The following is a 20894-nucleotide window of genomic DNA, read 5'->3' as shown; positions in this document are numbered from 1 at the left end:
GTAGCCTGAAAAAGCAAAACCCCCGAAGAACGGGGGTTTTGGTGGTTCGAGTGCGGCTTATTCCACCGTCACCGACTTCGCCAGGTTGCGCGGCTGGTCAACGTCAGTGCCCTTGAGCACGGCGACGTAGTACGACAGCAACTGCAGCGGGATGGTGTAGAGAATCGGCGACAGGGTGTCGTGGATGTGCGGCATGTTGATGACGTGGGTACCTTCGCCATTGGTCATGCCGGCCTTTTCGTCGGCGAACACGATCAGTTGACCGCCACGGGCGCGCACTTCCTGCAGGTTGGATTTGAGCTTCTCCAGCAGTTCGTTGTTCGGCGCGACGGTAACGACTGGCATGTCGTCATCCACCAGGGCCAACGGGCCGTGCTTCAGCTCACCGGCTGGGTAGGCTTCGGCGTGGATGTAGGAGATTTCCTTGAGCTTGAGCGAACCTTCCATCGCCACCGGGTATTGCGCGCCACGGCCGAGGAACAGGGTGTGGTGTTTGTCGGCGAACAGCTCGGCAACTTTTTCCACGGTGCTGTCCATGGCCAGTGCTTCGCCCAGGCGGGCCGGCAGGCGGCGCAGTTCTTCGACCAGGTGCGCCTCGACGCCTTCGCCCAGGGTGCCGCGAACCTGGCCCAGAGACAGGGTCAGCAGCAACAGCCCGACCAACTGGGTGGTAAAGGCTTTGGTGGAGGCCACACCGATTTCACGACCGGCCTGGGTCAGCAGGGTCAGGTCGGACTCACGCACCAGGGAGCTGATGCCGACGTTGCAGATTGCCAGACTGCCGAGGAAGCCAAGTTCCTTGGCGTTGCGCAGGGCGGCCAGGGTGTCGGCGGTTTCACCGGACTGGGAGATGGTCACGAACAGGGTGTCGGGTTGCACCACCACCTTGCGGTAGCGGAATTCGCTGGCGACTTCGACCTGGCACGGGATGCCGGCCAGTTCTTCCAGCCAATAACGGGCAACCATGCCGGCGTGGTAGCTGGTACCGCAGGCGACAATTTGCACATTGCGCACTTTGGCGAACAGTTCGGCGGCTTGCGGGCCGAAGGCTTGCACCAACACCTGGTTCTGGCTCAGGCGGCCTTCCAGGGTGCGTTGCACCACGGCCGGTTGCTCGTGGATTTCCTTGAGCATGAAGTGGCGGAACTCGCCCTTGTCGGCGGCTTCGGCGCCGTCGCGGTACTGCACGGCTTCACGTTCCACGGATTGGCCGTTGACGTCCCAGATGGACACGCTTTCACGGCGGATCTCGGCGATGTCGCCTTCTTCCAAGTACATGAAGCGGTCGGTCACCTGGCGCAGGGCCAGTTGGTCGGAGGCGAGGAAGTTCTCACCCAGGCCCAGGCCGATCACCAACGGGCTGCCACTGCGGGCGGCGACCAGGCGGTCGGGCTGGCTGGCGCTGATCACGGCCAGGCCATAGGCGCCGTGCAGTTCCTTGACAGTGGCCTTGAGGGCGTTGGTCAGGTCACCGAGGTCCTTGAGCTTGTGGTTCAGCAGGTGGGCGATGACTTCGGTGTCGGTGTCCGAGGTGAAGACATAACCCTGGCCCTTGAGCTGTTCACGCAGCACTTCGTGGTTTTCGATGATGCCGTTGTGCACAACCGCCAGGTCACCGGAGAAGTGCGGGTGAGCGTTGCGTTCACACGGTGCACCGTGGGTGGCCCAACGGGTGTGGGCGATACCCAGGCGGCCTACCAGCGGCTCACCAGCCAGTGCCTGTTCCAGTTCGCTGACCTTGCCCGGGCGACGCATGCGCTCAAGCTTGCCGGCGTTGGTGAAAAGCGCCACACCGGCGCTGTCGTAGCCACGGTATTCCAGGCGTTTGAGGCCTTCGAGCAAAATGGCGGTGACGTTTCGTTCAGCGACTGCGCCAACAATTCCACACATGGTTTCTCTCCTAGATGACTGCCGCGCAAATCAGCGTGATGCCGCGGGCTTGAATCTGGTCGCGGGCCTCAAGCGGCAGGCGATCATCGGTAATAAGGGTATGGACGCTGCTCCAGGGCAGTTCCAGGTTGGGGATCTTGCGGCCAATCTTGTCGGACTCGACCATCACCACCACTTCGCGGGCGACCTCGGCCATGACGCGGCTCAGGCCCAGCAATTCGTTGAAGGTGGTGGTGCCGCGCTCCAGGTCGATGCCATCGGCACCAATGAAGAGCTGGTCGAAGTCGTAGGAACGCAGTACTTGCTCGGCGACCTGGCCCTGGAACGAGTCCGAATGCGGGTCCCAGGTGCCGCCGGTCATCAACAACACCGGCTCGTGTTCCAGTTCGCTCAAGGCGCTGGCCACGTGCAGGGAGTTGGTCATCACCACCAGGCCGGGTTGCTGGCCCAGTTCGGGGATCATGGCGGCGGTGGTGCTGCCGCTGTCGATGATGATGCGTGCGTGTTCCCGCAAGCGCCTGACGGCCGCACGGGCGATGGCGCGCTTGTAGGCAGAAATGGGCTGGGCCGGATCACCGACCAATTCCTGAGGCATGGTGATGGCGCCGCCGTAGCGACGCAGCAACAGGCCGTTACTTTCGAGGGCGGCCAGGTCCTTGCGGATGGTCACTTCCGAGGTTTCGAAACGTTTGGCCAATTCGTCCACGCTGACTTCGCCTTGCTCGGTGAGCATGGCAAGGATGTTGTGGCGACGTTGGGGTGTATTTCGTTTCGACATGGTGATGATAAGTTTCGTTTCGAAAGATAACGAAGGCAATCAAAACCTATTCAATCAAAATGGTCAAGCATGCGACTGAGTTTTTTGAATCAACACAGATAAAAATGTGGAAGCGGGCTTGCTCGCGAAAGCGGTGTGTCAGTCAGCGCATGTATCAACCGAAAGACCGCCTTCGCGAGCAAGCCCGCTCCCACATGAGTACTACAGTGATTCAGGGGTGTGGATAACTCAGTTCTTCTTGATTTTGACCGGGCGCTTCCAGCCGTCGATGTTGCGCTGGCGGGCGCGGGCTACGGCCAGTTGGGACTTATCCACATCCTGGTTGATGGTTGAGCCTGCCGCCGTATTCGAACCATCACCAATGGTGACGGGCGCGATCAATGAGTTGTTGGAGCCAATAAATACGTCTTCACCAATGGTCGTCTGGTACTTATTGGCGCCATCGTAGTTACAGGTAATAGCGCCGGCGCCGATATTGCTGCGTGCACCAATCACTGCATCACCGAGGTAGGCCAGGTGTCCTGCCTTGGCGTCGTCGCCCATCCGGGCGTTTTTCAGTTCTACAAAGTTACCCACATGGGCGCGGGCGCCCAGCACGCTGCCCGGACGCAAACGCGCGAACGGACCGGCATCACTGCCCTCGCCCATCACCGCACCGTCGATATGGCTGTTGGCCTTGATCACCACACCTTTGCGCAGGGTGCTGTTCTTGATCACGCAGTTCGGCCCGATCACCACGTCGTCTTCAATGACCACGCGGCCTTCGAGGATCACGTTGATATCGATCAGCACGTCGCGGCCAACGGTGACATCACCTCGCACATCGAAACGTGCCGGATCACGCAGCGTCACGCCCAGCGCCATCAGGCGGCGGCCTTCACGCAGTTGATAGTGACGCTCCAGCTCCGCCAGTTGCTTGCGGTCGTTGGCACCCTGCACTTCCATCGGGTCGTGGGGCTGTTCGGTGGCGACCACCAGGCCATCGCTGACGGCCATCTCGATGACGTCGGTCAGGTAGTACTCGCCCTGGGCGTTGTTGTTGGACAGACGGCTCATCCAGTCCGCCAGGCGATCGGCCGGAACCGCGAGGATGCCGGTGTTGCCTTCAGTGATGGCGCGCTGGGCTTCGCTGGCGTCCTTGTGCTCGACGATGGCGGCGACCTTGCCGTCAGCGTTGCGCACGATACGACCGTAGCCGGTAGGGTCATCCAGCTCGACAGTGAGCAGGCCCATCTGGCCTGGCACCACATGCTTGAGCAGGCGCTGCAAGGTTTCCACTTCGATCAGCGGCACGTCACCGTAGAGGATCAGCACGGTGTCGGCCTTGATGAACGGCACGGCTTGCGCTGTGGCATGGCCGGTACCCAATTGCTTGTCCTGCAATACGAAATTCAGGTCATCCGCCGCCAGCCGCTCACGCACCACATCGGCACCGTGGCCAATCACCACATGAATGCGCTGTGGATCAAGCTGCCGGGCGCTGTGGATAACATGGCCAAGCATGGAGTTGCCGGCAACCGGGTGCAGCACCTTGGGCAGAGCCGAACGCATACGGGTGCCCTGGCCTGCGGCAAGAATTACGATTTCGAGAGACATGAATGGCTACCAATCCTGGGCGGTCAGACTTCAGACCAAAGAAGTGTTTTGCAAAAAAAGAAAAAGGGTAGCCGAGGCTACCCTTTTTAATCAATCACACATGAGGCTTGACGGCTTAGCCGCCAAACTTCTTGCGGATCTGCTGGACGGTGCGCAGCTGAGCTGCGGCCTCGGCCAGACGTGCAGCAGCAGAACCGTAGTCGAAATCTGCGCCTTTTTCGTTCAGGGCCTTCTCGGCAGCCTTGACGGCTTCCTGAGCGGAGGCTTCATCCAGGTCGGCAGCACGTTGCACGGTGTCGGCAAGTACCTTGACCATGTTCGGCTGAACCTCGAGGAAACCACCGGAGATGTAAAACACCTCCCTTTCCCCGCCCAGCTTGGTCAGAGTGATCGGACCAGGCTTCAAGGATGTAATCAATGGCGCGTGGCCAAAGTTAATACCCAGGTCGCCCAGTTCGCCGTGTGCAATCACACTCTCGATCTGACCGGAGAAGATTTCCCCTTCCGCGCTGACGATATCGCAATGGAATGTCATAGCCATCTGCTTGCCTCAACCTGATTAGCGCCCGTTACCGGGCGCCGGAATTACAGTTTCTTGGCTTTCTCGATCGCTTCTTCGATGCCGCCGACCATGTAGAACGCTTGTTCTGGCAGGTGGTCGTAGTCACCGTTGAGGATGCCTTTGAAGCCAGCAATGGTGTCTTTCAGGGAAACGTATTTACCCGAGGCACCGGTGAAGACTTCAGCCACGAAGAACGGCTGCGACAAGAAGCGCTGGATCTTACGAGCGCGGGATACCAACTGCTTGTCGGTTTCCGACAGCTCGTCCATACCCAGGATCGCAATGATGTCCTTCAGTTCTTTGTAACGCTGCAGAACGTACTGGACGCCGCGAGCGGTGTCGTAGTGTTCCTGGCCGATAACGTTCGGGTCCAGCTGGCGCGAAGTCGAATCCAGTGGATCGACCGCTGGGTAGATACCCAGGGAGGCGATGTCACGGGACAGTACGACGGTGGCGTCCAAGTGGGCGAACGTGGTCGCTGGCGACGGGTCAGTCAAGTCATCCGCAGGTACGTATACCGCTTGGATCGAGGTGATCGAACCGTTTTTGGTCGAAGTGATACGCTCTTGCAGAGTACCCATCTCTTCGGCCAGGGTCGGCTGGTAACCTACTGCGGAAGGCATACGGCCCAGCAGTGCGGATACTTCAGTACCGGCCAGGGTGTAACGATAGATGTTGTCGACGAACAGCAGAACGTCGTTACCTTCGTCACGGAACTTCTCGGCCATGGTCAGGCCGGTCAGTGCTACGCGCAGACGGTTACCCGGCGGCTCGTTCATCTGACCGTAAACCAGTGCCACTTTGTCCAGAACGTTGGAATCCTTCATCTCGTGGTAGAAGTCGTTACCCTCACGAGTACGCTCACCCACACCGGCGAACACGGAATAACCGCTGTGCTCGATGGCGATGTTACGGATCAGTTCCATCATGTTTACGGTTTTGCCTACACCGGCACCACCGAACAGACCGACTTTACCGCCCTTGGCGAACGGGCAAACCAGGTCGATAACCTTGATGCCGGTTTCCAGCAGGTCGTTGCCGCCCGCTTGTTCCGCGAAGGAAGGTGCAGGACGGTGAATGCCCCAGCGCTCTTCGGTGTCGATTGGACCGGCTTCGTCGATCGGGTTACCGAGGACGTCCATGATCCGGCCCAGGGTCGCTTTACCGACCGGTACGGAGATGGCTGCGCCAGAGTCAGTGACTTCCAGACCGCGCTTCAAGCCTTCGGTGGAACCCATTGCAATGGTACGAACCACGCCGTCGCCCAGCTGCTGCTGAACTTCCAGGGTGGTGCCTGCATCGCTTTTGACTTTCAAAGCGTTGTAGATGCTCGGTACGCTGTCGCGTGGGAATTCCACGTCGATAACGGCGCCGATGATTTGAACGATACGTCCGCTACTCATAGCTGGATCCTCTGAATATTTGAACCGTTAAACCGCGGCAGCGCCGCCGACGATTTCCGAGATCTCTTGGGTGATCGCAGCCTGACGCGCCTTGTTGTAGATCAGCTGCAAATCGCTGATCAAATCACCGGCGTTGTCGGTAGCGTTCTTCATCGCGATCATCCGCGCAGCTTGTTCAGCCGCGTTGTTCTCGACCACCGCCTGGTACACCTGCGACTCCACGTAGCGCACCATCAAGCCGTCAAGCAGCTCTTTGGCGTCTGGTTCGTAGAGGTAGTCCCAGTGGTGCTTGAGTTCTTGTTCCGGGGCCGCCACCAATGGAATCAACTGCTCCACGGTAGGCTGTTGCGTCATGGTGTTGATGAACTTGTTGGACACCACGGAGAGGCGGTCAATCCGGCCTTCCAGGTATGCATCCAGCATCACTTTGACGCTGCCGATCAAATCATTGATCGACGGTTCTTCACCCAGGTGGCTGATAGCTGCAACGACGTTACCGCCGAAGTTGCGGAAAAAGGCCGCACCCTTGCTACCGACCACACACAGATCGATCTCGACGCCTTTTTCGCGGTTTACCGCCATGTCCTTGACCAGGGCCTTGAACAGGTTGGTATTCAAACCACCGCACAAACCACGGTCACTGCTCACCACGACATAACCGACGCGCTTAACTTCGCGATCGATCATGAACGGGTGGCGATATTCCGGGTTGGCGTTGGCCAGATGACCAATAACCTGGCGGATACGCTCCGCGTAGGGACGGCTAGCAGCCATGCGCATTTGTGCCTTGCGCATTTTGCTGACCGCCACTTTTTCCATGGCGCTGGTGATCTTTTGCGTGCTTTTGATGCTCGCAATCTTACTGCGAATCTCTTTTGCGCCTGCCATGTAACACCTATCAGGTTAGCAAGCGGGAGCCTCGCGGCCCCCGCTGCGGCTTACCAGGTTTGGGTGGCCTTGAACTTCTCGATACCGGCTTTGATGCCAGCGTCGATGTCGTCATTGAAGTCACCCTTCACGTTGATCTTCGCCATCAATTCGGCGTGATCGCGGTTGAAGTAAGCAATCAGCGCTTGTTCGAAGCTGCCGACCTTGGTGATTTCAACGTCGGTCAGGAACCCACGCTCAGCGGCATACAGCGACAGCGCCATGTCAGCGATCGACATTGGTGCGTATTGCTTCTGCTTCATCAGCTCGGTAACGCGCTGACCATGCTCAAGTTGCTTACGGGTCGCTTCGTCCAGGTCAGAAGCAAACTGGGCGAATGCCGCCAGTTCACGGTACTGAGCCAGAGCGGTACGGATACCACCGGAGAGCTTCTTGATGATCTTGGTCTGAGCGGCACCACCCACACGGGATACCGAAACACCGGCGTTCACTGCAGGACGGATCCCGGAGTTGAACATGGCCGATTCCAGGAAGATCTGACCGTCGGTGATGGAAATCACGTTGGTCGGAACGAACGCGGAAACGTCGCCAGCCTGGGTTTCGATGATCGGCAGTGCGGTCAGGGAACCGGTTTTGCCGGTCACTGCGCCGTTGGTGAACTTCTCTACGTATTCTTCCGAAACGCGGGATGCGCGCTCCAGCAGACGGGAGTGGAGATAGAACACGTCGCCTGGGTAAGCTTCACGGCCTGGTGGACGGCGCAGCAGCAGGGAAATCTGGCGGTAAGCCACTGCTTGCTTGGACAGATCGTCATAAACGATCAGCGCGTCTTCACCGCGGTCGCGGAAGTATTCGCCCATGGTGCAACCGGAGTACGGTGCCAGGAACTGAAGTGCAGCGGATTCGGAAGCACTGGCGGCCACGACGATGGTGTTAGCCAGGGCGCCGTTTTCTTCCAGCTTACGAACCACGTTGGCGATGGTCGATTGTTTCTGACCGATGGCTACGTAGACGCAGAAAATCCCGCTGTCTTTCTGGTTGATGATCGCGTCGATCGCCAGAGCGGTTTTACCGATCTGACGGTCACCGATGATCAGCTCACGCTGGCCACGGCCGACAGGAATCATGGCATCGACAGCCTTGTAGCCAGTCTGTACAGGCTGGTCTACCGACTTACGCCAGATCACGCCTGGAGCAACTTTCTCGACCGCATCGGTCTCGGTGTTGTTCAGCGGACCTTTGCCGTCAACTGGGTTACCCAGTGCGTCGACAACGCGACCCAGCAGTTCCTTACCAACCGGAACCTCCAGGATGCGGCCTGTGCACTTGGCGCTCATGCCTTCAGCCAGAGTCTGGTAGGAGCCCAATACAACGGCACCTACAGAGTCTTGCTCCAGGTTGAGAGCCATACCGTAGACGCCGCCCGGAAACTCGATCATCTCGCCGTACATTACGTCGGCCAGACCGTGAATCCGCACGATGCCGTCAGATACGCTGACGACAGTGCCTTCGTTACGGGCTTGGGAGGTCACATCGAGCTTGTCGATGCGGCCCTTGATAATTTCACTTATTTCGGAAGGATTGAGTTGCTGCATTGCTCTGCTGCCCCTTCAAACTCAAGATTTCAATGCTTCGGCAAGATTCGCGAGTTTGCCGCGAATCGAGCCATCGATAACCAGGTCGCCGGCGCGAATGATGACACCACCAATCAGGGTGGCATCCTCCGCAACTTGCAGGCGCACTTCCCGGTCGAGTCGTGCACTGAGAACCTTGGCGAGTTTGTCTTGCTGTTCTTGGTTCAATGCAAAAGCACTGGTCACTTCAACGTCTACCGATTTCTCTTGTTCGGCCTTGTACAGGTCAAACAGAGCGGCGATCTCCGGCAGAAGCGGGAGACGGTCGTTTTCGGCAACGACGTGGATGAAGTTCTGCACTTTTACATCAAACTTGTCGCCGCACACGTCAATAAACGTGGCGGCCTTGTCTGCGCTCGTCAGTCGCGGGGCCTTGAGCACGCGCTGCATGGTGTCGTCTTGCGACACTGCTGCAGCCAGGCCGAGCATGGCTGACCAAGAGGCCAGCTGCTGGTGGGCCTGGGCGTGCTCGAAGGCTGCCTTAGCGTAAGGTCGGGCCAACGTGGTCAATTCTGCCATGATCGCCCTCGCTTAAATTTCAGCAGCCAGTTTGTTTACCAGCTCCGCGTGCGCGTTTTGATCGATTGTGGCACCCAGGATCTTCTCAGCACCGCCGACGGCCAGAGCACCCAGTTGGGCACGCAGCGCATCTTTGACACCGTTCAGTTCCTGCTCGATCTCGGCTTGAGCCTGAACCTTCACACGGTCAGCGTCGATACGGGCTTTTTCAACAGCCTCTTCAACGATCTGGTTACCGCGTTTCTTGGCTTGCTCAATGATTTCAGCTGCCTGAGCTTTCGCTTCGCGCAGTTGTTGACCCGCTTTATCTTGGGCCAACTCCAGGTCGCGAGCTGCTCGTGCGGCAGCGTCCAGTCCGTCTGCGATCTTCTTCTGACGTTCGTGCAAAGCCGCGATGACCGGAGGCCATACGAACTTCATGCAGAAAACTACAAAAATCAAGAACGCTAAGGACTGACCAATAATGGTTGCATTAATGTTCACGCCAATACCTCGCTCGTTCGTTGCACAACACACCAATCACTCGAAAAAACGAGTGATTAACCGGCGAGTTGACCAACGAAGGGGTTCGCGAAGGTGAAGAACAGAGCGATACCAACACCGATCATGGTCACGGCGTCGAGCAGGCCGGCGACGATGAACATTTTAACTTGCAGCATTGGAACCATTTCTGGCTGACGCGCTGCGCCTTCCAGGAACTTGCCGCCCAGCAGGCCGAAACCAATGGCAGTACCCAGGGCGCCCAGGCCGATCAACAGTGCAACAGCGATAGCGGTTAGACCAACTACAGTTTCCATCTTTCCTCCCGACTTTTACGTCGTATGGTTTAGGTTTTTTAGATTTTAAAGCGGTAAAACAAATCGTTTCATAGCCCTTCAGGGCTACCCTCCCGTTTGACCGGGAGGGACATCAGACTAGTCGAGACTGGTCTTAATGGTTCTCTTCGTGCGCCATCGACAGGTAGACGATGGTCAGCATCATGAAGATAAACGCCTGCAGGGTGATGATCAGGATGTGGAACACAGCCCACGCCCACTGCAGAACAATGCCCAAGCCGCTAAGCCAGAGCAGACCACTGCCGAACATCACAGCGATCAGAATGAACACCAGCTCGCCGGCATACATGTTGCCGAACAGTCGCAGAGCCAGGGAAATCGGCTTGGCGATCAGGGTCACGAATTCCAGCAGGAAGTTCACCGGGATCAGCAGGGCTTGAATGAAGATGTTCTTGCTGCCGAACGGGTGCAGGGTCAGTTCGCCGATGAAGCCGCCGATGCCCTTGATCTTGATGCTGTAGAAAATGATCAACACGAACACCGACAGGGCCATGCCCAGGGTAGCGTTCGGGTCAGTGGTCGATACGGCACGGAATGGAATGTGCGGATCGCCGGAGATCGCCATGGCCAACTGAGGAATCCAGTCAACCGGAATCAGGTCGACGGCGTTCATCAGGAACACCCAAACGAAGATGGTCAGTGCCAACGGTGCAATCACCGCGCTACGACCATGGAAGCTGTCTTTCACGCTGCCATCGACGAATTCGACCAATACTTCAACGAAGTTCTGCAAAGCACCTGGCTGACCGGAAGTCGCCTTCTTTGCCGCCATGCGGAAAATCAGGACGAAGATCAGACCCAATGCGACAGACCAGCCCAGAGTATCCAGGTGGAATGCCCAGAAGCCCATTTCTTTGGCTTCTGCTGCGGTGTGGGCAAAGCCCCAGCCGCCGTTGGGAAGCTGACCGAAGGTCAGGTTCTGCAAGTGGTGCTGGATATAGCCCGAAGCGGTTGTTTCTGCCATGGTTGCCTCAAACGCCCTAAGGTTTCGAAAGTCTTGTTTTCATTAGCAGGGGAGCGAACCAGCTGACCAGTTGGGTCAACACGAAGACGCCGAATACAGCCAGCGGCGCCAATGGCTTCACACCTGCAAAGGTCAGTGCAAACAGCACTGCCGTCAAAATCAATTTCCCCGCCTCGCCAGCATAAAAAGACCGGACGATGGCTTGGGCTGCTCGGGCGCCGGAAAACCGAAAGGCCCTGTGAGCAAAATACATATTGGGCAGCAAGGCTATCAGGCCTCCGCAGAGTCCCGAGTATCCGGCTACGACTCCATGCCAGTACCAAAACGCCAAAGCGGCGATCAGCAAGATGACAAATTGAGCCACTAAAACCGGGAAAACGGCCAAGCGATGGAACGGCAACGTGTTTGGCGTGCGGGTTTCCATCACTCTTGCTCCTCAATGGTCGGCTGCCGGAAATCAATAACTTGGCATAATTTGTGCCGACAAAATGCGCGCAGAGTATAGGGGCGGTTCTGCCCCTATTCAACTGCCGGGTAGTGATTTCCGACTGCGCGCTACAGAAGCAATTGTTTCAACGGATGTGGGCAAGGACGCCCTGAAGCTCATCCAATGAGTTATATCCGATGACCAATTGCCCTTTACCTTTCTTGCCGTGGCGAATTTGCACCGCAGAGCCTAGGCGTTCGGCCAGGCGCTGCTCCAGGCGCGCAATGTCCGGATCAGGTTTGGCGGTTTCGACCGGTGCAGGTTTGCCACTGAGCCACTGGCGAACCAAGGCCTCGGTCTGACGAACGGTGAGGCCTCGTGCGACAACGTGTCGCGCCCCTTCAACCTGTTGATTTTCCGGCAAACCGAGCAAGGCACGGGCATGACCCATTTCCAGGTCGCCGTGGGAAAGCATGGTTTTGATGACTTCCGGCAGCGCGATCAGGCGCAGCAGGTTGGACACGGTCACGCGGGATTTGCCCACCGCATCCGCGACTTCCTGCTGCGTCAGTTTGAATTCCTGCTGCAAACGCTGCAGGGCGATCGCTTCCTCGATCGGATTAAGGTCTTCGCGCTGGATGTTCTCGATCAACGCCATGGCAATGGCGGTTTCATCCGGCACATCGCGCACCATTGCCGGGATGGTTTCCTTGCCAGCCTGCTGGCTGGCGCGCCAGCGGCGCTCGCCAGCGATGATTTCAAAGCGACCGGCACCAATCGGGCGCACCACGATCGGCTGCATCACGCCCTGGGCCTTGATCGAATTCGCCAATTCTTCCAGCGCCTGGGGGTCCATGTCCCGGCGCGGCTGGTATTTTCCGCGCTGGATCAGGTCCAGCGGCAGGTGCTGCAGCTCACGCTCGTCGGCCTGCACCGCTTGTTCTTCAAGGGTCGTGACAGTCGGACCACTCAGCAGTGCATCCAGTCCACGTCCGAGACCTCGTTTCTTGACGGCCATGGGGATTCCTTAAGTTGGCTGGGCTGCAGCGGTGCGTGAATTGCGGCGTTGACGACGAACCATCTCGCCGGCCAGCGCCAGGTAGGCAATGGCACCACGGGATGATTTGTCGTACGCCAGCGCGGGCATGCCATAGCTTGGCGCTTCGGCCAGGCGGATGTTGCGTGGAATCACGGTGTCGTAGAGCTGGTCGCCGAAGTGTTCCTTGAGCTGCGCCGACACATCGTTCATCAGGCTCAGGCGCGGGTCATACATGGTCCGCAGCAAGCCTTCGATTTGCAGGTTCGGGTTGAGCAACTCGGCAATACGCTTGATGTTATCCACAAGGTCGCTCAAGCCTTCCAGCGCGAAGTACTCGCACTGCATGGGGATAATTACCCCGTCGGCGGCAACCAGTGCGTTCAACGTCAGCATCGACAGCGACGGTGGGCAGTCGATCAAAATGTAGTCGTAATTCTCGCGGATCGGCGCCAGGGCGCTGCGCAGACGGCTTTCTTTCATCTGCATTTCCAGCAGCACCACTTCCGCCGCAGTCAAATCGCGGTTGGCCGGCAGCAGTTGATAACCACCGTGCTCGGAATAGTGCATGGCCTGGGCCAGGTCGCACTCGCCAATCAGCAAGTCGTAGACCGAGTTTTCCAGGCCGTGTTTATCCACACCGCTGCCCATGGTGGCGTTGCCCTGTGGATCGAGATCGATCAACAGCACCCGACGCTTGGTAGCGACCAGGGATGCTGCGAGGTTGATGCAGGTGGTGGTTTTGCCCACGCCACCTTTCTGGTTCGCTATCGCGAATACCTTAGCCATTCTTGCTTGTGTTCCCAATCATGCCGTGCGGCGCAGTATCAGCAGATGGCGTTGGCCTTGGCAACCGGGTACGGCCAAAGCGTGTTCGCTATCGAGGTGGAAGTCTGCCGGCAATGCTAACAGCTCGTCGCTTGGATGAACGCCCTTCATTGCCAGCCAACGGGTATCGCGGTCGCCGAGGTGGCGGGTCCAGTTGCTGAAGTTCTCCATACTGCTGAACGCCCGGGACACAATTCCGTTGAATGGCTGTTCAGGCGTGAAGGCTTCGACGCGACTGTGGATAACTTGCAGATTATCCAGCTTGAGTTCGAGTTTTACCTGGGTCAGGAAGCGAGTTTTCTTGCCATTGCTGTCGAGGCAGGTCACTTGCGACTCGGGAAACAGGATCGCCAACGGGATGCCGGGCATGCCGCCGCCGCTGCCAACGTCGAGCCAGCGGCCGTTTTCGATAAACGGCATCACGCTGAGGCTGTCGAGCAGATGGCGAGAGACCATTTCGTCTGGATCACGCACCGCAGTGAGGTTGTAAGCCTTATTCCATTTGATCAACAGGGCCAGATAACCCAGCAGCAACTCGTGCTGGGCTTCGGTCAGGTTGACGCCAAGCTGGCGAGCACCTGTGGATAACTCTTCGGCGTGTTGCGAGGTGACCAACGAACTCAAGCGCTTTGCTCCAACTGACGGCCCGCGCCGCGTTTTTTCAAATGAATCATCAACAGCGAAATGGCTGCCGGCGTGACGCCCGGGATACGGGACGCCTGGCCCAGGGTCTCTGGTCGAGTTATCCCCAGCTTGCCTTGAATCTCTTTCGACAGCCCGGAAATGTTTGTGTAATCGATATCCACAGGCAGCTTGGTGTCTTCGCTGGCCCGCAGACGAGCGATCTCATCCTGCTGGCGGTCAATATACCCGGCGTATTTGGTCTTGATTTCGACCTGTTCGGCGACCTGTGGATCTTCTGCGCCAACGCCGGTGACCGAGATCAGCCCAGCGTAGTCGATTTCCGGACGGGACAGCAGGTTCAGCAAGTTGTATTCGTGAGTCAGCGGCGTGCCGAATTTTTCGGCAATCGCGTCGCCTTGCTCGGTGCCCGGGCGAACCCAGGTACTTTTCAGGCGTTGCTCTTCCAACTCGATGCTTTCGCGTTTTTTGCAGAAGGCAGCCCAACGCACATCGTCGACCAGGCCCAGCTCGCGACCTTTTTCGGTCAAGCGCAGGTCGGCGTTGTCTTCCCGCAGGATCAGGCGGTATTCGGCCCGGGACGTAAACATCCGGTACGGTTCCTGGGTACCGAGAGTAATCAGGTCGTCGACCAACACCCCGATGTACGCCTCATCGCGACGCGGGCACCAGCTGTCTTTGCCCTGGGCACGCAGTGCCGCGTTGGCTCCAGCCAGCAAACCCTGGGCGCCGGCTTCTTCGTAACCGGTGGTGCCGTTGATTTGGCCAGCGAAGAACAAGCCGCCAATAACCTTGGTTTCCAGGCTGTATTTCAAGTCACGCGGATCGAAGTAGTCGTACTCGATGGCGTAACCAGGCCGCACGATGTGAGCGTTTTCCATACCGCGGATCGACTGCACGATCTGGATTTGCACGTCGAACGGCAAGGAAGTTGAAATCCCGTTCGGGTACAGCTCGTGGGTAGTCAGACCTTCCGGTTCGATAAAAACCTGGTGGCTTTCCTTGTCGGCAAAGCGGTGGATCTTGTCTTCGATCGACGGGCAGTAGCGCGGGCCAATACCTTCGATCACCCCGGAATACATCGGCGAACGGTCGAGGTTCGCAGCAATGATTTCGTGGGTGCGAGCGTTGGTGTGGGTAATCCAGCAACTGACCTGTTTCGGATGCTGTTCCTTGGAGCCCATGAACGACATCACCGGGATCGGTGTATCGCCGGCTTGCTCGGTCATCACCGAGAAATCCACAGACCGGCCATCAATTCGCGGCGGCGTGCCGGTTTTCAGGCGACCAACACGCAGTGGCAGTTCGCGAAGGCGCTGAGCCAAGGCGATTGACGGTGGATCACCGGCGCGGCCACCGGAATAGTTCTGCATACCGATGTGGATAAGTCCGCCGAGGAAGGTACCGGTGGTCAACACCACGGATTCTGCGAAGAAACGCAGGCCCATTTGCGTGACCACACCGCGTACCTGGTCTTGTTCGACGATCAGGTCATCGGCTGCCTGTTGAAATATCCACAGGTTCGGCTGGTTTTCCAGGGTTTCGCGGACAGCGGCCTTGTACAGGATCCGGTCGGCTTGAGCACGCGTGGCTCGCACGGCCGGGCCTTTGCGGCTGTTCAATACGCGAAATTGAATACCACCTTTGTCGGTAGCCATGGCCATCGCGCCGCCCAGGGCATCGATTTCCTTGACCAAGTGGCTTTTGCCAATACCGCCGATTGCGGGGTTGCAGCTCATGGCGCCGAGGGTTTCCACGTTATGCGTCAGCAACAGGGTTTTTGCCCCCATGCGTGCTGACGCCAGTGCTGCCTCGGTACCGGCATGACCGCCGCCGATGACGATCACTTCAAAACGGGAAGGGAAATCCACCACGCACCTCGTGCCTGCTTCTGTAGGTAATTAGGAATGAGCGTTCGAGATCAGGTTTTCGAACGAGTCGGCAAGTATAGGGACTTCGCCCTTCCTAAAGAACCCTTTGCACAAAATTTAACCAGCTGTGGATGAATCACGAACAATAGAAATTAAAAGAGAGAAATTTATTAAATCTTTGTTTTTATGTTTATTTCTACTGAGGCATGTTTCTGTGGATAGATCTCTACAGGCCTTTATTTACTTTGTGTACAGAGCTTCAAAAGTCTGTGGTTAGGTGCCAAGGAGGCCCTTGGATAAGTGGTTTAAGCCTGTGGATTAAACAGGCGGTTATCCACAGAGGGGTTTTTACTCAGGTTTCAAGGCTGGTTATCAACTGGGCACAGGGGGGGTTATTCACAGGGCTTAATCCACAGAAAAGCGTCCGTAGAGACAAATTACGGGCGCAGAAAAGCCGTCGCAGCGTTCGCGTTATTCAGAAAAGACAGTTGGATGCCCTGAAACGGGCAGAACAGACAGGCGCGAATGGCCTGTCTGGGTAGCAGCGAAAGGTTATTTACCGATGCAGAAGCTGGAAAAGATCCGTCCCAGCAAGTCATCGGAGCTGAACGCACCGGTAATCTCGCCCAATAACTGTTGAGCCTGGCGCAGATCTTCAGCCAGAAGCTCACCAGCACCTGCCAGGGTCAACTGTGCCCGCCCGTGCTCGAGGGCCGCGCTGGCATGACGCAACGCTTCCAGGTGCCTGCGGCGCGCGCTAAAGCTGCTTTCCGAGGTCTGTTCGTAGCCCATGCACGCTTTCAGATGATCGCGCAGCAGTTCCAGCCCTTCTCCTGCGGCCTTGGCACTCAAGCTGATTGTCACGTGGCCATCTTCACTGACTTCCAGGGCAATTGCCTCGCCCGTCAGGTCAGCCTTGTTGCGAATCAGCGTGACCTTGGCCGGGTCCGGCCGTTGTTCGAGGAATTCCGGCCACAGCGCGAATGGATCTGCAGCCTCTGGCGCAGTGGCATCCACCACCAGCAGCACACGGTCAGCTTCCGTAATGGCCTTCAACGCGCGTTCCACACCGATCTTTTCCACCTGGTCATCGGTGTCACGCAGCCCGGCCGTGTCCACCACATGCAGGGGCATGCCATCGATGTGGATATGTTCGCGCAGGATGTCCCGCGTGGTGCCGGCGATCTCGGTGACGATCGCGGCTTCTCGCCCGGCCAGGGCATTGAGCAGGCTCGACTTGCCGGCGTTGGGACGACCGGCAATCACCACGGTCATACCGTCGCGCAGCAAGGCACCTTGCCCGGCTTCACGCAGTACTGTGGATAACTCGTCACGGACTTTATCCAGCATCGCCAGGACATGGCCATCGGCGAGGAAGTCGATTTCTTCCTCCGGAAAATCAATCGCGGCCTCCACGTAGATGCGCAAGCTGATCAATTGCTCGGTCAGGTTATGCACACGCAGGGAAAATGCGCCCTGCAATGAGCGCAACGCATTGCGCGCGGCTTGTGCAGAGCTGGCTTCGATCAGGTCGGCGATCGCCTCGGCCTGAGCCAGGTCAAGTTTGTCGTTGAGGAACGCGCGTTCGCTGAATTCACCCGGCCGTGCCAGGCGGCAACCCAACTGCAGGCAACGCTGCAGCAGCATGTCCAGGACGATCGGGCCGCCGTGGCCTTGCAGTTCCAGGACGTCTTCACCGGTAAAGGAGTTCGGCCCCGGGAAATAAAGGGCAATGCCTTCATCCAGCACTTCTTCATCAGTGCCTAAAAATGGCCCGTAATGCGCATACCGTGGCTTCAGTTCGCGCCCAATGATGGCCTGGGTCGCCACGCCGGCGAGCGGCCCGGAAATACGAACGATACCGACACCACCACGACCTTGAGCGGTGGCGACAGCGGCGATGGTTTCACGAGGAGCGCTCATGGCGGGTACCCGGATAAAAGTGACGGAAAGCAAAACGCCCCACTAGGGGGCGTCTTGAGTGGTGTTATCCACAGAGTAAATTACGCCTCGGCTTTTTTGGTAGCCGCTTCGATTTTACGTGTGATGTACCACTGTTGGGAGATCGATAGGCAGTTGTTGACCACCCAGTACAGCACCAGACCAGCCGGGAACCACAGGAAGAAGAAGGTGAAGATGATTGGCATCATTTTCATTACCTTGGCCTGCATCGGGTCCGGCGGCGTCGGGTTCAGACGCTGCTGGATGAACATGGTCGCGCCCATGATGATCGGCAGGATAAAGAACGGGTCTTTGATCGACAGGTCAGTTATCCACAGCATGAACGGAGCCTGGCGCATTTCCACGCTTTCCAGGAGCACCCAGTACAGCGACAGGAACACCGGCATCTGCACCAGAATCGGCAAGCATCCACCCAACGGGTTGATCTTCTCTTTCTTGTACAGCTCCATCATGGCCTGCGACATTTTCTGCCGGTCATCGCCATGTTGTTCTTTCAGCGCGGCCAGTTTCGGGGCCACGGCACGCATACGCGCCATCGACTTGTAGCTGGCAGCCGACAGTGGGAAGAAGATCCCCTTGATCAGCATGGTCAGCAGGATGATCGAGAAGCCCCAGTTGCCGACGATGCTGTGGATATGTTGCAGCAACCAGAAGATAGGCTGGGCAATGAACCACAGAATGCCGTAATCCACAGTCAGTTCCAGACCTGGGGATAACTCTTTCAGCACAGCCTGGCTCTTCGGACCGGCGTACAACGTAGCGCTGGCTTCGGCCTTGGCACCTGGAGCGACGGTCAACGTCGGGCCAGTAAAGCCAATGATGTAGTTGCCTTGGCTGTCTTTGCGGGTTTGAACCAGGTTCGCATCACCCTTGTTCGGGATCCATGCGGTCACGAAGTAGTGTTGCAACCAGGCAACCCAGCCACCTTGAACGGTTTCTTTCAGCGCGCCCTTGTCGATATCTTTCATCGACACTTTTTTGTACGGCTCGCTACTTGTCCACAGGGCGGCGCCCAGGTAAGTCGCGGTGCCGGTGGCGGTGCTGGAAGAAGGATCGGCGCTGTTGTCACGCTTGAGCTGGGCAAACAGGTTGCCAGTCCACGGCTTGGCGCTTTCGTTATCGATCAGATAAGTGACTTTCAGATCGTACAAACCGCGGGTGAAGCTGAAACGCTTGATGTAGTTGACGCCGTCGTGACTGAATTTCAGGTCGACGTTCAACTGGTTCTGGCCGTCAGCCAGTTGATAAGTCTTCTGTTCGGTCGAATAAACCGGACGACCGGTAGCACGAGCATCCGGACCGTCAGTACCGGTCAGGCCACTTTGTGCCAGATATACACGTTCGCCGCCGTTATCGAACAGCTGGAACGGAACATCCGGGTGGTCTTGGCGACGTGGATACAGCGGCAGTTTCAGCTGGGCGATGTCACCACCCTGTGGATCGATTGCCAGGTCCAGTACATCCGTTTTTACATGGATGAGGTCTTTATTGGTGACGACCGGGGTTTCTACCGGGGTGCTGGTATCGGCATTCGCGCTGGGTACATCGGCACTGGCGGCAGCATTGTTACCCAGTGGCGTATCCGGAATAGCCGGCGCCGACTGATTGGTAGCAACATTCTGAGTCGGCAGGGCAGCTTGGCCATAATCCTGGTTCCACTTAAGAACCATAGAGTAGGACACGATTGCCAGGGCGACGATCAGGATCGTGCGTTTAATATCCATGATTACTCGGCCATCGAAGAAGAACGGGAGGTAGGGATAGGTGGAACCGGGTCATAACCACCGGGATTCCACGGATGACAGCGACCTAAACGACGAAAGGTCAGCCAGCCACCGCGCAGAAGGCCATGATTTTCTATGGCTTCCAACGCGTAGCAGGAACAACTGGGGTAGAAACGACAGTGATTTGCCATCAGGGGACTAATGGCATAGCGGTAAAACTGGATCGGAACGAGGGCCAGTTTACGCATCAGTACTGTCTACCCCTACAGTTTCGGTGCTGACAGCTGGTGCTGGCTTGTTGGTACGAGCCAAACGTTTCCAGAGCTTGCCGAAATGCTGAATCAATTCGGGGTTTTCTACGTCCCCCAAGCCTTTGCGCGCGACGATAACAATATCCCAACCAACCAGAGTGTCCTGGTGGAGGCGAAACGATTCGCGCATCAGACGCTTGAGGCGATTGCGCTCAACGGAGAGCTTTACGCTCTTCTTGCCGATCACTAACCCGAGACGGGGGTGATCCAGATCGTTGTTACGCGCAAGGAGCAGGAGATTTTTCCCCGGAACCTTGCCGGTGGGGGAGTCAAAGACTGCCTTGAAATGCCGGGGGGTTAGCAGACGCTTTTCCCGACTGAAGTCCTGACTCACCACCAGTACCGGATTATCAAACTGCCAGACGCGCACGACCTTTGGCGCGGCGACGCGACAGGACAGCACGGCCGTTCTTGGTTGCCATGCGAGCACGGAAGCCGTGAGTACGGGCGCGTTTGATGGTGCTTGGTTGGAAAGTACGTTTCATGGCGTGTTACCTGGTTCGTCCACAACGGGCCGGAATGGCCCCCGTTTTAAGAGACCGGCGATTCTAGAGAAAGCAAGCCTCTAGGTCAATTTCCAACCAGCTTTTCCTTTAATTAGATATCTGGGGGCCCCTGGACCGAATCCGGGCGGTTCGGCTTTCACGAGCAATGCCATAGATATAAAAATAAAGAAGGAAGTTATTTAAAGCTTTTCTGTAAAGCTTATAAAAGCTAGGGAGGCGATCTTCTGTGGATAACTGCCTTAAGGCCATATTCTACGTGCTGTACAGAGAATGACAACACGGGGGAGAAACGGTGCTCTGCCTGTGCTGCGCTATCGGATAAGCTGTGTGTGGAATGGCTACTTATCCACAGGCCAGTTACCCACAGACTTTCGACCCCACTTGTACAACGAGCTTAGGGGCGCTTATCCACAGAGCTTATGCACAGACCATTTGTCGCCTTTTTTACGGTTAAGGCATTGATTCTTGGCGCCCTGTGAGCAACCTACATGTGGATAAGTGGACGGCTGGCCGCTAC

21 protein-coding genes are annotated in these 20894 nt (G+C 57.4%); all 21 read right to left on the bottom strand.

The window, feature by feature from the left end:
* Nucleotides 1–57: 57 nt before the first annotated feature.
* The 21 genes from glmS to rpmH all read right to left on the bottom strand — a co-directional run bounded on the left by glmS (nt 58) and on the right by rpmH (nt 20356).
* A complete protein-coding gene (gene glmS / locus K0H47_RS22215; protein WP_093203419.1) occupies nt 58–1890 on the bottom strand; it encodes a glutamine--fructose-6-phosphate transaminase (isomerizing) in 1833 nt (610 codons plus the stop codon).
* Nucleotides 1891–1900: 10 nt separating this feature from the next.
* Nucleotides 1901–2668 carry a DeoR/GlpR family DNA-binding transcription regulator gene (locus K0H47_RS22210; protein ID WP_063033752.1) on the bottom strand — a complete coding sequence of 256 codons (768 nt, stop codon included), beginning with the start codon at nt 2666–2668 and terminating at the stop codon, nt 1901–1903.
* Nucleotides 2669–2896: 228 nt separating this feature from the next.
* A complete protein-coding gene (gene glmU / locus K0H47_RS22205; RefSeq protein WP_219273640.1) occupies nt 2897–4264 on the bottom strand; it encodes a bifunctional UDP-N-acetylglucosamine diphosphorylase/glucosamine-1-phosphate N-acetyltransferase GlmU in 1368 nt (455 codons plus the stop codon).
* Between the two features lie 115 nt (nt 4265–4379).
* Complete coding sequence (locus tag K0H47_RS22200; RefSeq protein WP_008439541.1) at nt 4380–4805, bottom strand: F0F1 ATP synthase subunit epsilon; 426 nt, start codon at nt 4803–4805, stop codon at nt 4380–4382.
* A 44-nt stretch (nt 4806–4849) separates the two neighbouring features.
* Complete coding sequence (gene atpD, locus K0H47_RS22195) at nt 4850–6229, bottom strand: F0F1 ATP synthase subunit beta (protein ID WP_003213545.1); 1380 nt, start codon at nt 6227–6229, stop codon at nt 4850–4852.
* Between the two features lie 27 nt (nt 6230–6256).
* Nucleotides 6257–7117, bottom strand: a complete 861-nt coding sequence (atpG, locus tag K0H47_RS22190; protein ID WP_003213547.1) for a F0F1 ATP synthase subunit gamma — start codon at nt 7115–7117, stop codon at nt 6257–6259.
* Nucleotides 7118–7167: 50 nt separating this feature from the next.
* The gene (gene atpA, locus K0H47_RS22185) at nt 7168–8712 is read right to left on the bottom strand and encodes a F0F1 ATP synthase subunit alpha (protein WP_003213549.1); all 1545 of its coding nucleotides are present in this window, start codon (nt 8710–8712) and stop codon (nt 7168–7170) included.
* A gap of 21 nt (nt 8713–8733) precedes the next feature.
* Nucleotides 8734–9270 carry a F0F1 ATP synthase subunit delta gene (locus K0H47_RS22180; protein WP_003213551.1) on the bottom strand — a complete coding sequence of 179 codons (537 nt, stop codon included), beginning with the start codon at nt 9268–9270 and terminating at the stop codon, nt 8734–8736.
* 12 nt (nt 9271–9282) lie between these two features.
* A complete protein-coding gene (locus K0H47_RS22175; RefSeq protein ID WP_008439543.1) occupies nt 9283–9753 on the bottom strand; it encodes a F0F1 ATP synthase subunit B in 471 nt (156 codons plus the stop codon).
* A 56-nt stretch (nt 9754–9809) separates the two neighbouring features.
* Nucleotides 9810–10067: a F0F1 ATP synthase subunit C gene (gene atpE, locus K0H47_RS22170; RefSeq protein ID WP_002555987.1), complete on the bottom strand. Its 258-nt coding sequence runs from the start codon at nt 10065–10067 to the stop codon at nt 9810–9812.
* A gap of 133 nt (nt 10068–10200) precedes the next feature.
* The gene (gene atpB, locus K0H47_RS22165; protein ID WP_093203414.1) at nt 10201–11070 is read right to left on the bottom strand and encodes a F0F1 ATP synthase subunit A; all 870 of its coding nucleotides are present in this window, start codon (nt 11068–11070) and stop codon (nt 10201–10203) included.
* 16 nt (nt 11071–11086) lie between these two features.
* Nucleotides 11087–11494 (bottom strand): F0F1 ATP synthase subunit I, encoded by a 408-nt coding sequence (locus K0H47_RS22160; protein ID WP_017477892.1) that lies wholly within the window; start codon nt 11492–11494, stop codon nt 11087–11089.
* Nucleotides 11495–11642: 148 nt separating this feature from the next.
* Entirely contained in the window at nt 11643–12515 is an 873-nt protein-coding gene (locus K0H47_RS22155) for a ParB/RepB/Spo0J family partition protein (protein ID WP_003213558.1), read from the bottom strand.
* Between the two features lie 9 nt (nt 12516–12524).
* Entirely contained in the window at nt 12525–13322 is a 798-nt protein-coding gene (locus K0H47_RS22150) for a ParA family protein (protein ID WP_017477894.1), read from the bottom strand.
* Nucleotides 13323–13340: 18 nt separating this feature from the next.
* Nucleotides 13341–13985 carry a 16S rRNA (guanine(527)-N(7))-methyltransferase RsmG gene (rsmG, locus tag K0H47_RS22145; RefSeq protein WP_003213561.1) on the bottom strand — a complete coding sequence of 215 codons (645 nt, stop codon included), beginning with the start codon at nt 13983–13985 and terminating at the stop codon, nt 13341–13343.
* Nucleotides 13982–15874 (bottom strand): tRNA uridine-5-carboxymethylaminomethyl(34) synthesis enzyme MnmG, encoded by a 1893-nt coding sequence (mnmG, locus tag K0H47_RS22140; protein ID WP_063034100.1) that lies wholly within the window; start codon nt 15872–15874, stop codon nt 13982–13984. The genes rsmG and mnmG overlap by 4 nt, the downstream gene beginning before the upstream one ends.
* Before the next feature lie 552 nt (nt 15875–16426).
* Entirely contained in the window at nt 16427–17797 is a 1371-nt protein-coding gene (gene mnmE, locus K0H47_RS22135) for a tRNA uridine-5-carboxymethylaminomethyl(34) synthesis GTPase MnmE (RefSeq protein ID WP_177069850.1), read from the bottom strand.
* Nucleotides 17798–17877: 80 nt separating this feature from the next.
* Complete coding sequence (yidC, locus tag K0H47_RS22130) at nt 17878–19560, bottom strand: membrane protein insertase YidC (protein WP_003213572.1); 1683 nt, start codon at nt 19558–19560, stop codon at nt 17878–17880.
* A 2-nt stretch (nt 19561–19562) separates the two neighbouring features.
* Nucleotides 19563–19808 (bottom strand): membrane protein insertion efficiency factor YidD, encoded by a 246-nt coding sequence (gene yidD / locus K0H47_RS22125; protein WP_003213574.1) that lies wholly within the window; start codon nt 19806–19808, stop codon nt 19563–19565.
* Entirely contained in the window at nt 19801–20205 is a 405-nt protein-coding gene (gene rnpA, locus K0H47_RS22120; RefSeq protein ID WP_053128141.1) for a ribonuclease P protein component, read from the bottom strand. Before rnpA ends, yidD begins: the two co-directional genes overlap by 8 nt.
* Before the next feature lie 16 nt (nt 20206–20221).
* Complete coding sequence (gene rpmH, locus K0H47_RS22115) at nt 20222–20356, bottom strand: 50S ribosomal protein L34 (protein ID WP_003213577.1); 135 nt, start codon at nt 20354–20356, stop codon at nt 20222–20224.
* Between the last annotated feature and the right edge of the window lie 538 nt (nt 20357–20894).

This window comes from Pseudomonas sp. Xaverov 83 (genome assembly GCF_019352905.1).
GTDB classification, from domain to species: Bacteria; Pseudomonadota; Gammaproteobacteria; order Pseudomonadales; family Pseudomonadaceae; genus Aquipseudomonas; species Aquipseudomonas yamanorum.
Note: the sequence above shows the minus strand (reverse complement) of the source record. Positions and strands in the feature narration are given on the sequence as shown.

Coding starts and splice junctions, on each gene's coding strand:
- glmS (WP_093203419.1), bottom strand. CDS start 1,890: ATGTGTGGAATTGTTGGCGCAGTCGCTGAACGAAACGTCACCGCCATT.
- K0H47_RS22210 (WP_063033752.1), bottom strand. CDS start 2,668: ATGTCGAAACGAAATACACCCCAACGTCGCCACAACATCCTTGCCATG.
- glmU (WP_219273640.1), bottom strand. CDS start 4,264: ATGTCTCTCGAAATCGTAATTCTTGCCGCAGGCCAGGGCACCCGTATG.
- K0H47_RS22200 (WP_008439541.1), bottom strand. CDS start 4,805: ATGGCTATGACATTCCATTGCGATATCGTCAGCGCGGAAGGGGAAATC.
- atpD (WP_003213545.1), bottom strand. CDS start 6,229: ATGAGTAGCGGACGTATCGTTCAAATCATCGGCGCCGTTATCGACGTG.
- atpG (WP_003213547.1), bottom strand. CDS start 7,117: ATGGCAGGCGCAAAAGAGATTCGCAGTAAGATTGCGAGCATCAAAAGC.
- atpA (WP_003213549.1), bottom strand. CDS start 8,712: ATGCAGCAACTCAATCCTTCCGAAATAAGTGAAATTATCAAGGGCCGC.
- K0H47_RS22180 (WP_003213551.1), bottom strand. CDS start 9,270: ATGGCAGAATTGACCACGTTGGCCCGACCTTACGCTAAGGCAGCCTTC.
- atpE (WP_002555987.1), bottom strand. CDS start 10,067: ATGGAAACTGTAGTTGGTCTAACCGCTATCGCTGTTGCACTGTTGATC.
- atpB (WP_093203414.1), bottom strand. CDS start 11,070: ATGGCAGAAACAACCGCTTCGGGCTATATCCAGCACCACTTGCAGAAC.
- K0H47_RS22160 (WP_017477892.1), bottom strand. CDS start 11,494: ATGGAAACCCGCACGCCAAACACGTTGCCGTTCCATCGCTTGGCCGTT.
- K0H47_RS22155 (WP_003213558.1), bottom strand. CDS start 12,515: ATGGCCGTCAAGAAACGAGGTCTCGGACGTGGACTGGATGCACTGCTG.
- K0H47_RS22150 (WP_017477894.1), bottom strand. CDS start 13,322: ATGGCTAAGGTATTCGCGATAGCGAACCAGAAAGGTGGCGTGGGCAAA.
- mnmE (WP_177069850.1), bottom strand. CDS start 17,797: ATGAGCGCTCCTCGTGAAACCATCGCCGCTGTCGCCACCGCTCAAGGT.
- yidC (WP_003213572.1), bottom strand. CDS start 19,560: ATGGATATTAAACGCACGATCCTGATCGTCGCCCTGGCAATCGTGTCC.
- yidD (WP_003213574.1), bottom strand. CDS start 19,808: ATGCGTAAACTGGCCCTCGTTCCGATCCAGTTTTACCGCTATGCCATT.
- rpmH (WP_003213577.1), bottom strand. CDS start 20,356: ATGAAACGTACTTTCCAACCAAGCACCATCAAACGCGCCCGTACTCAC.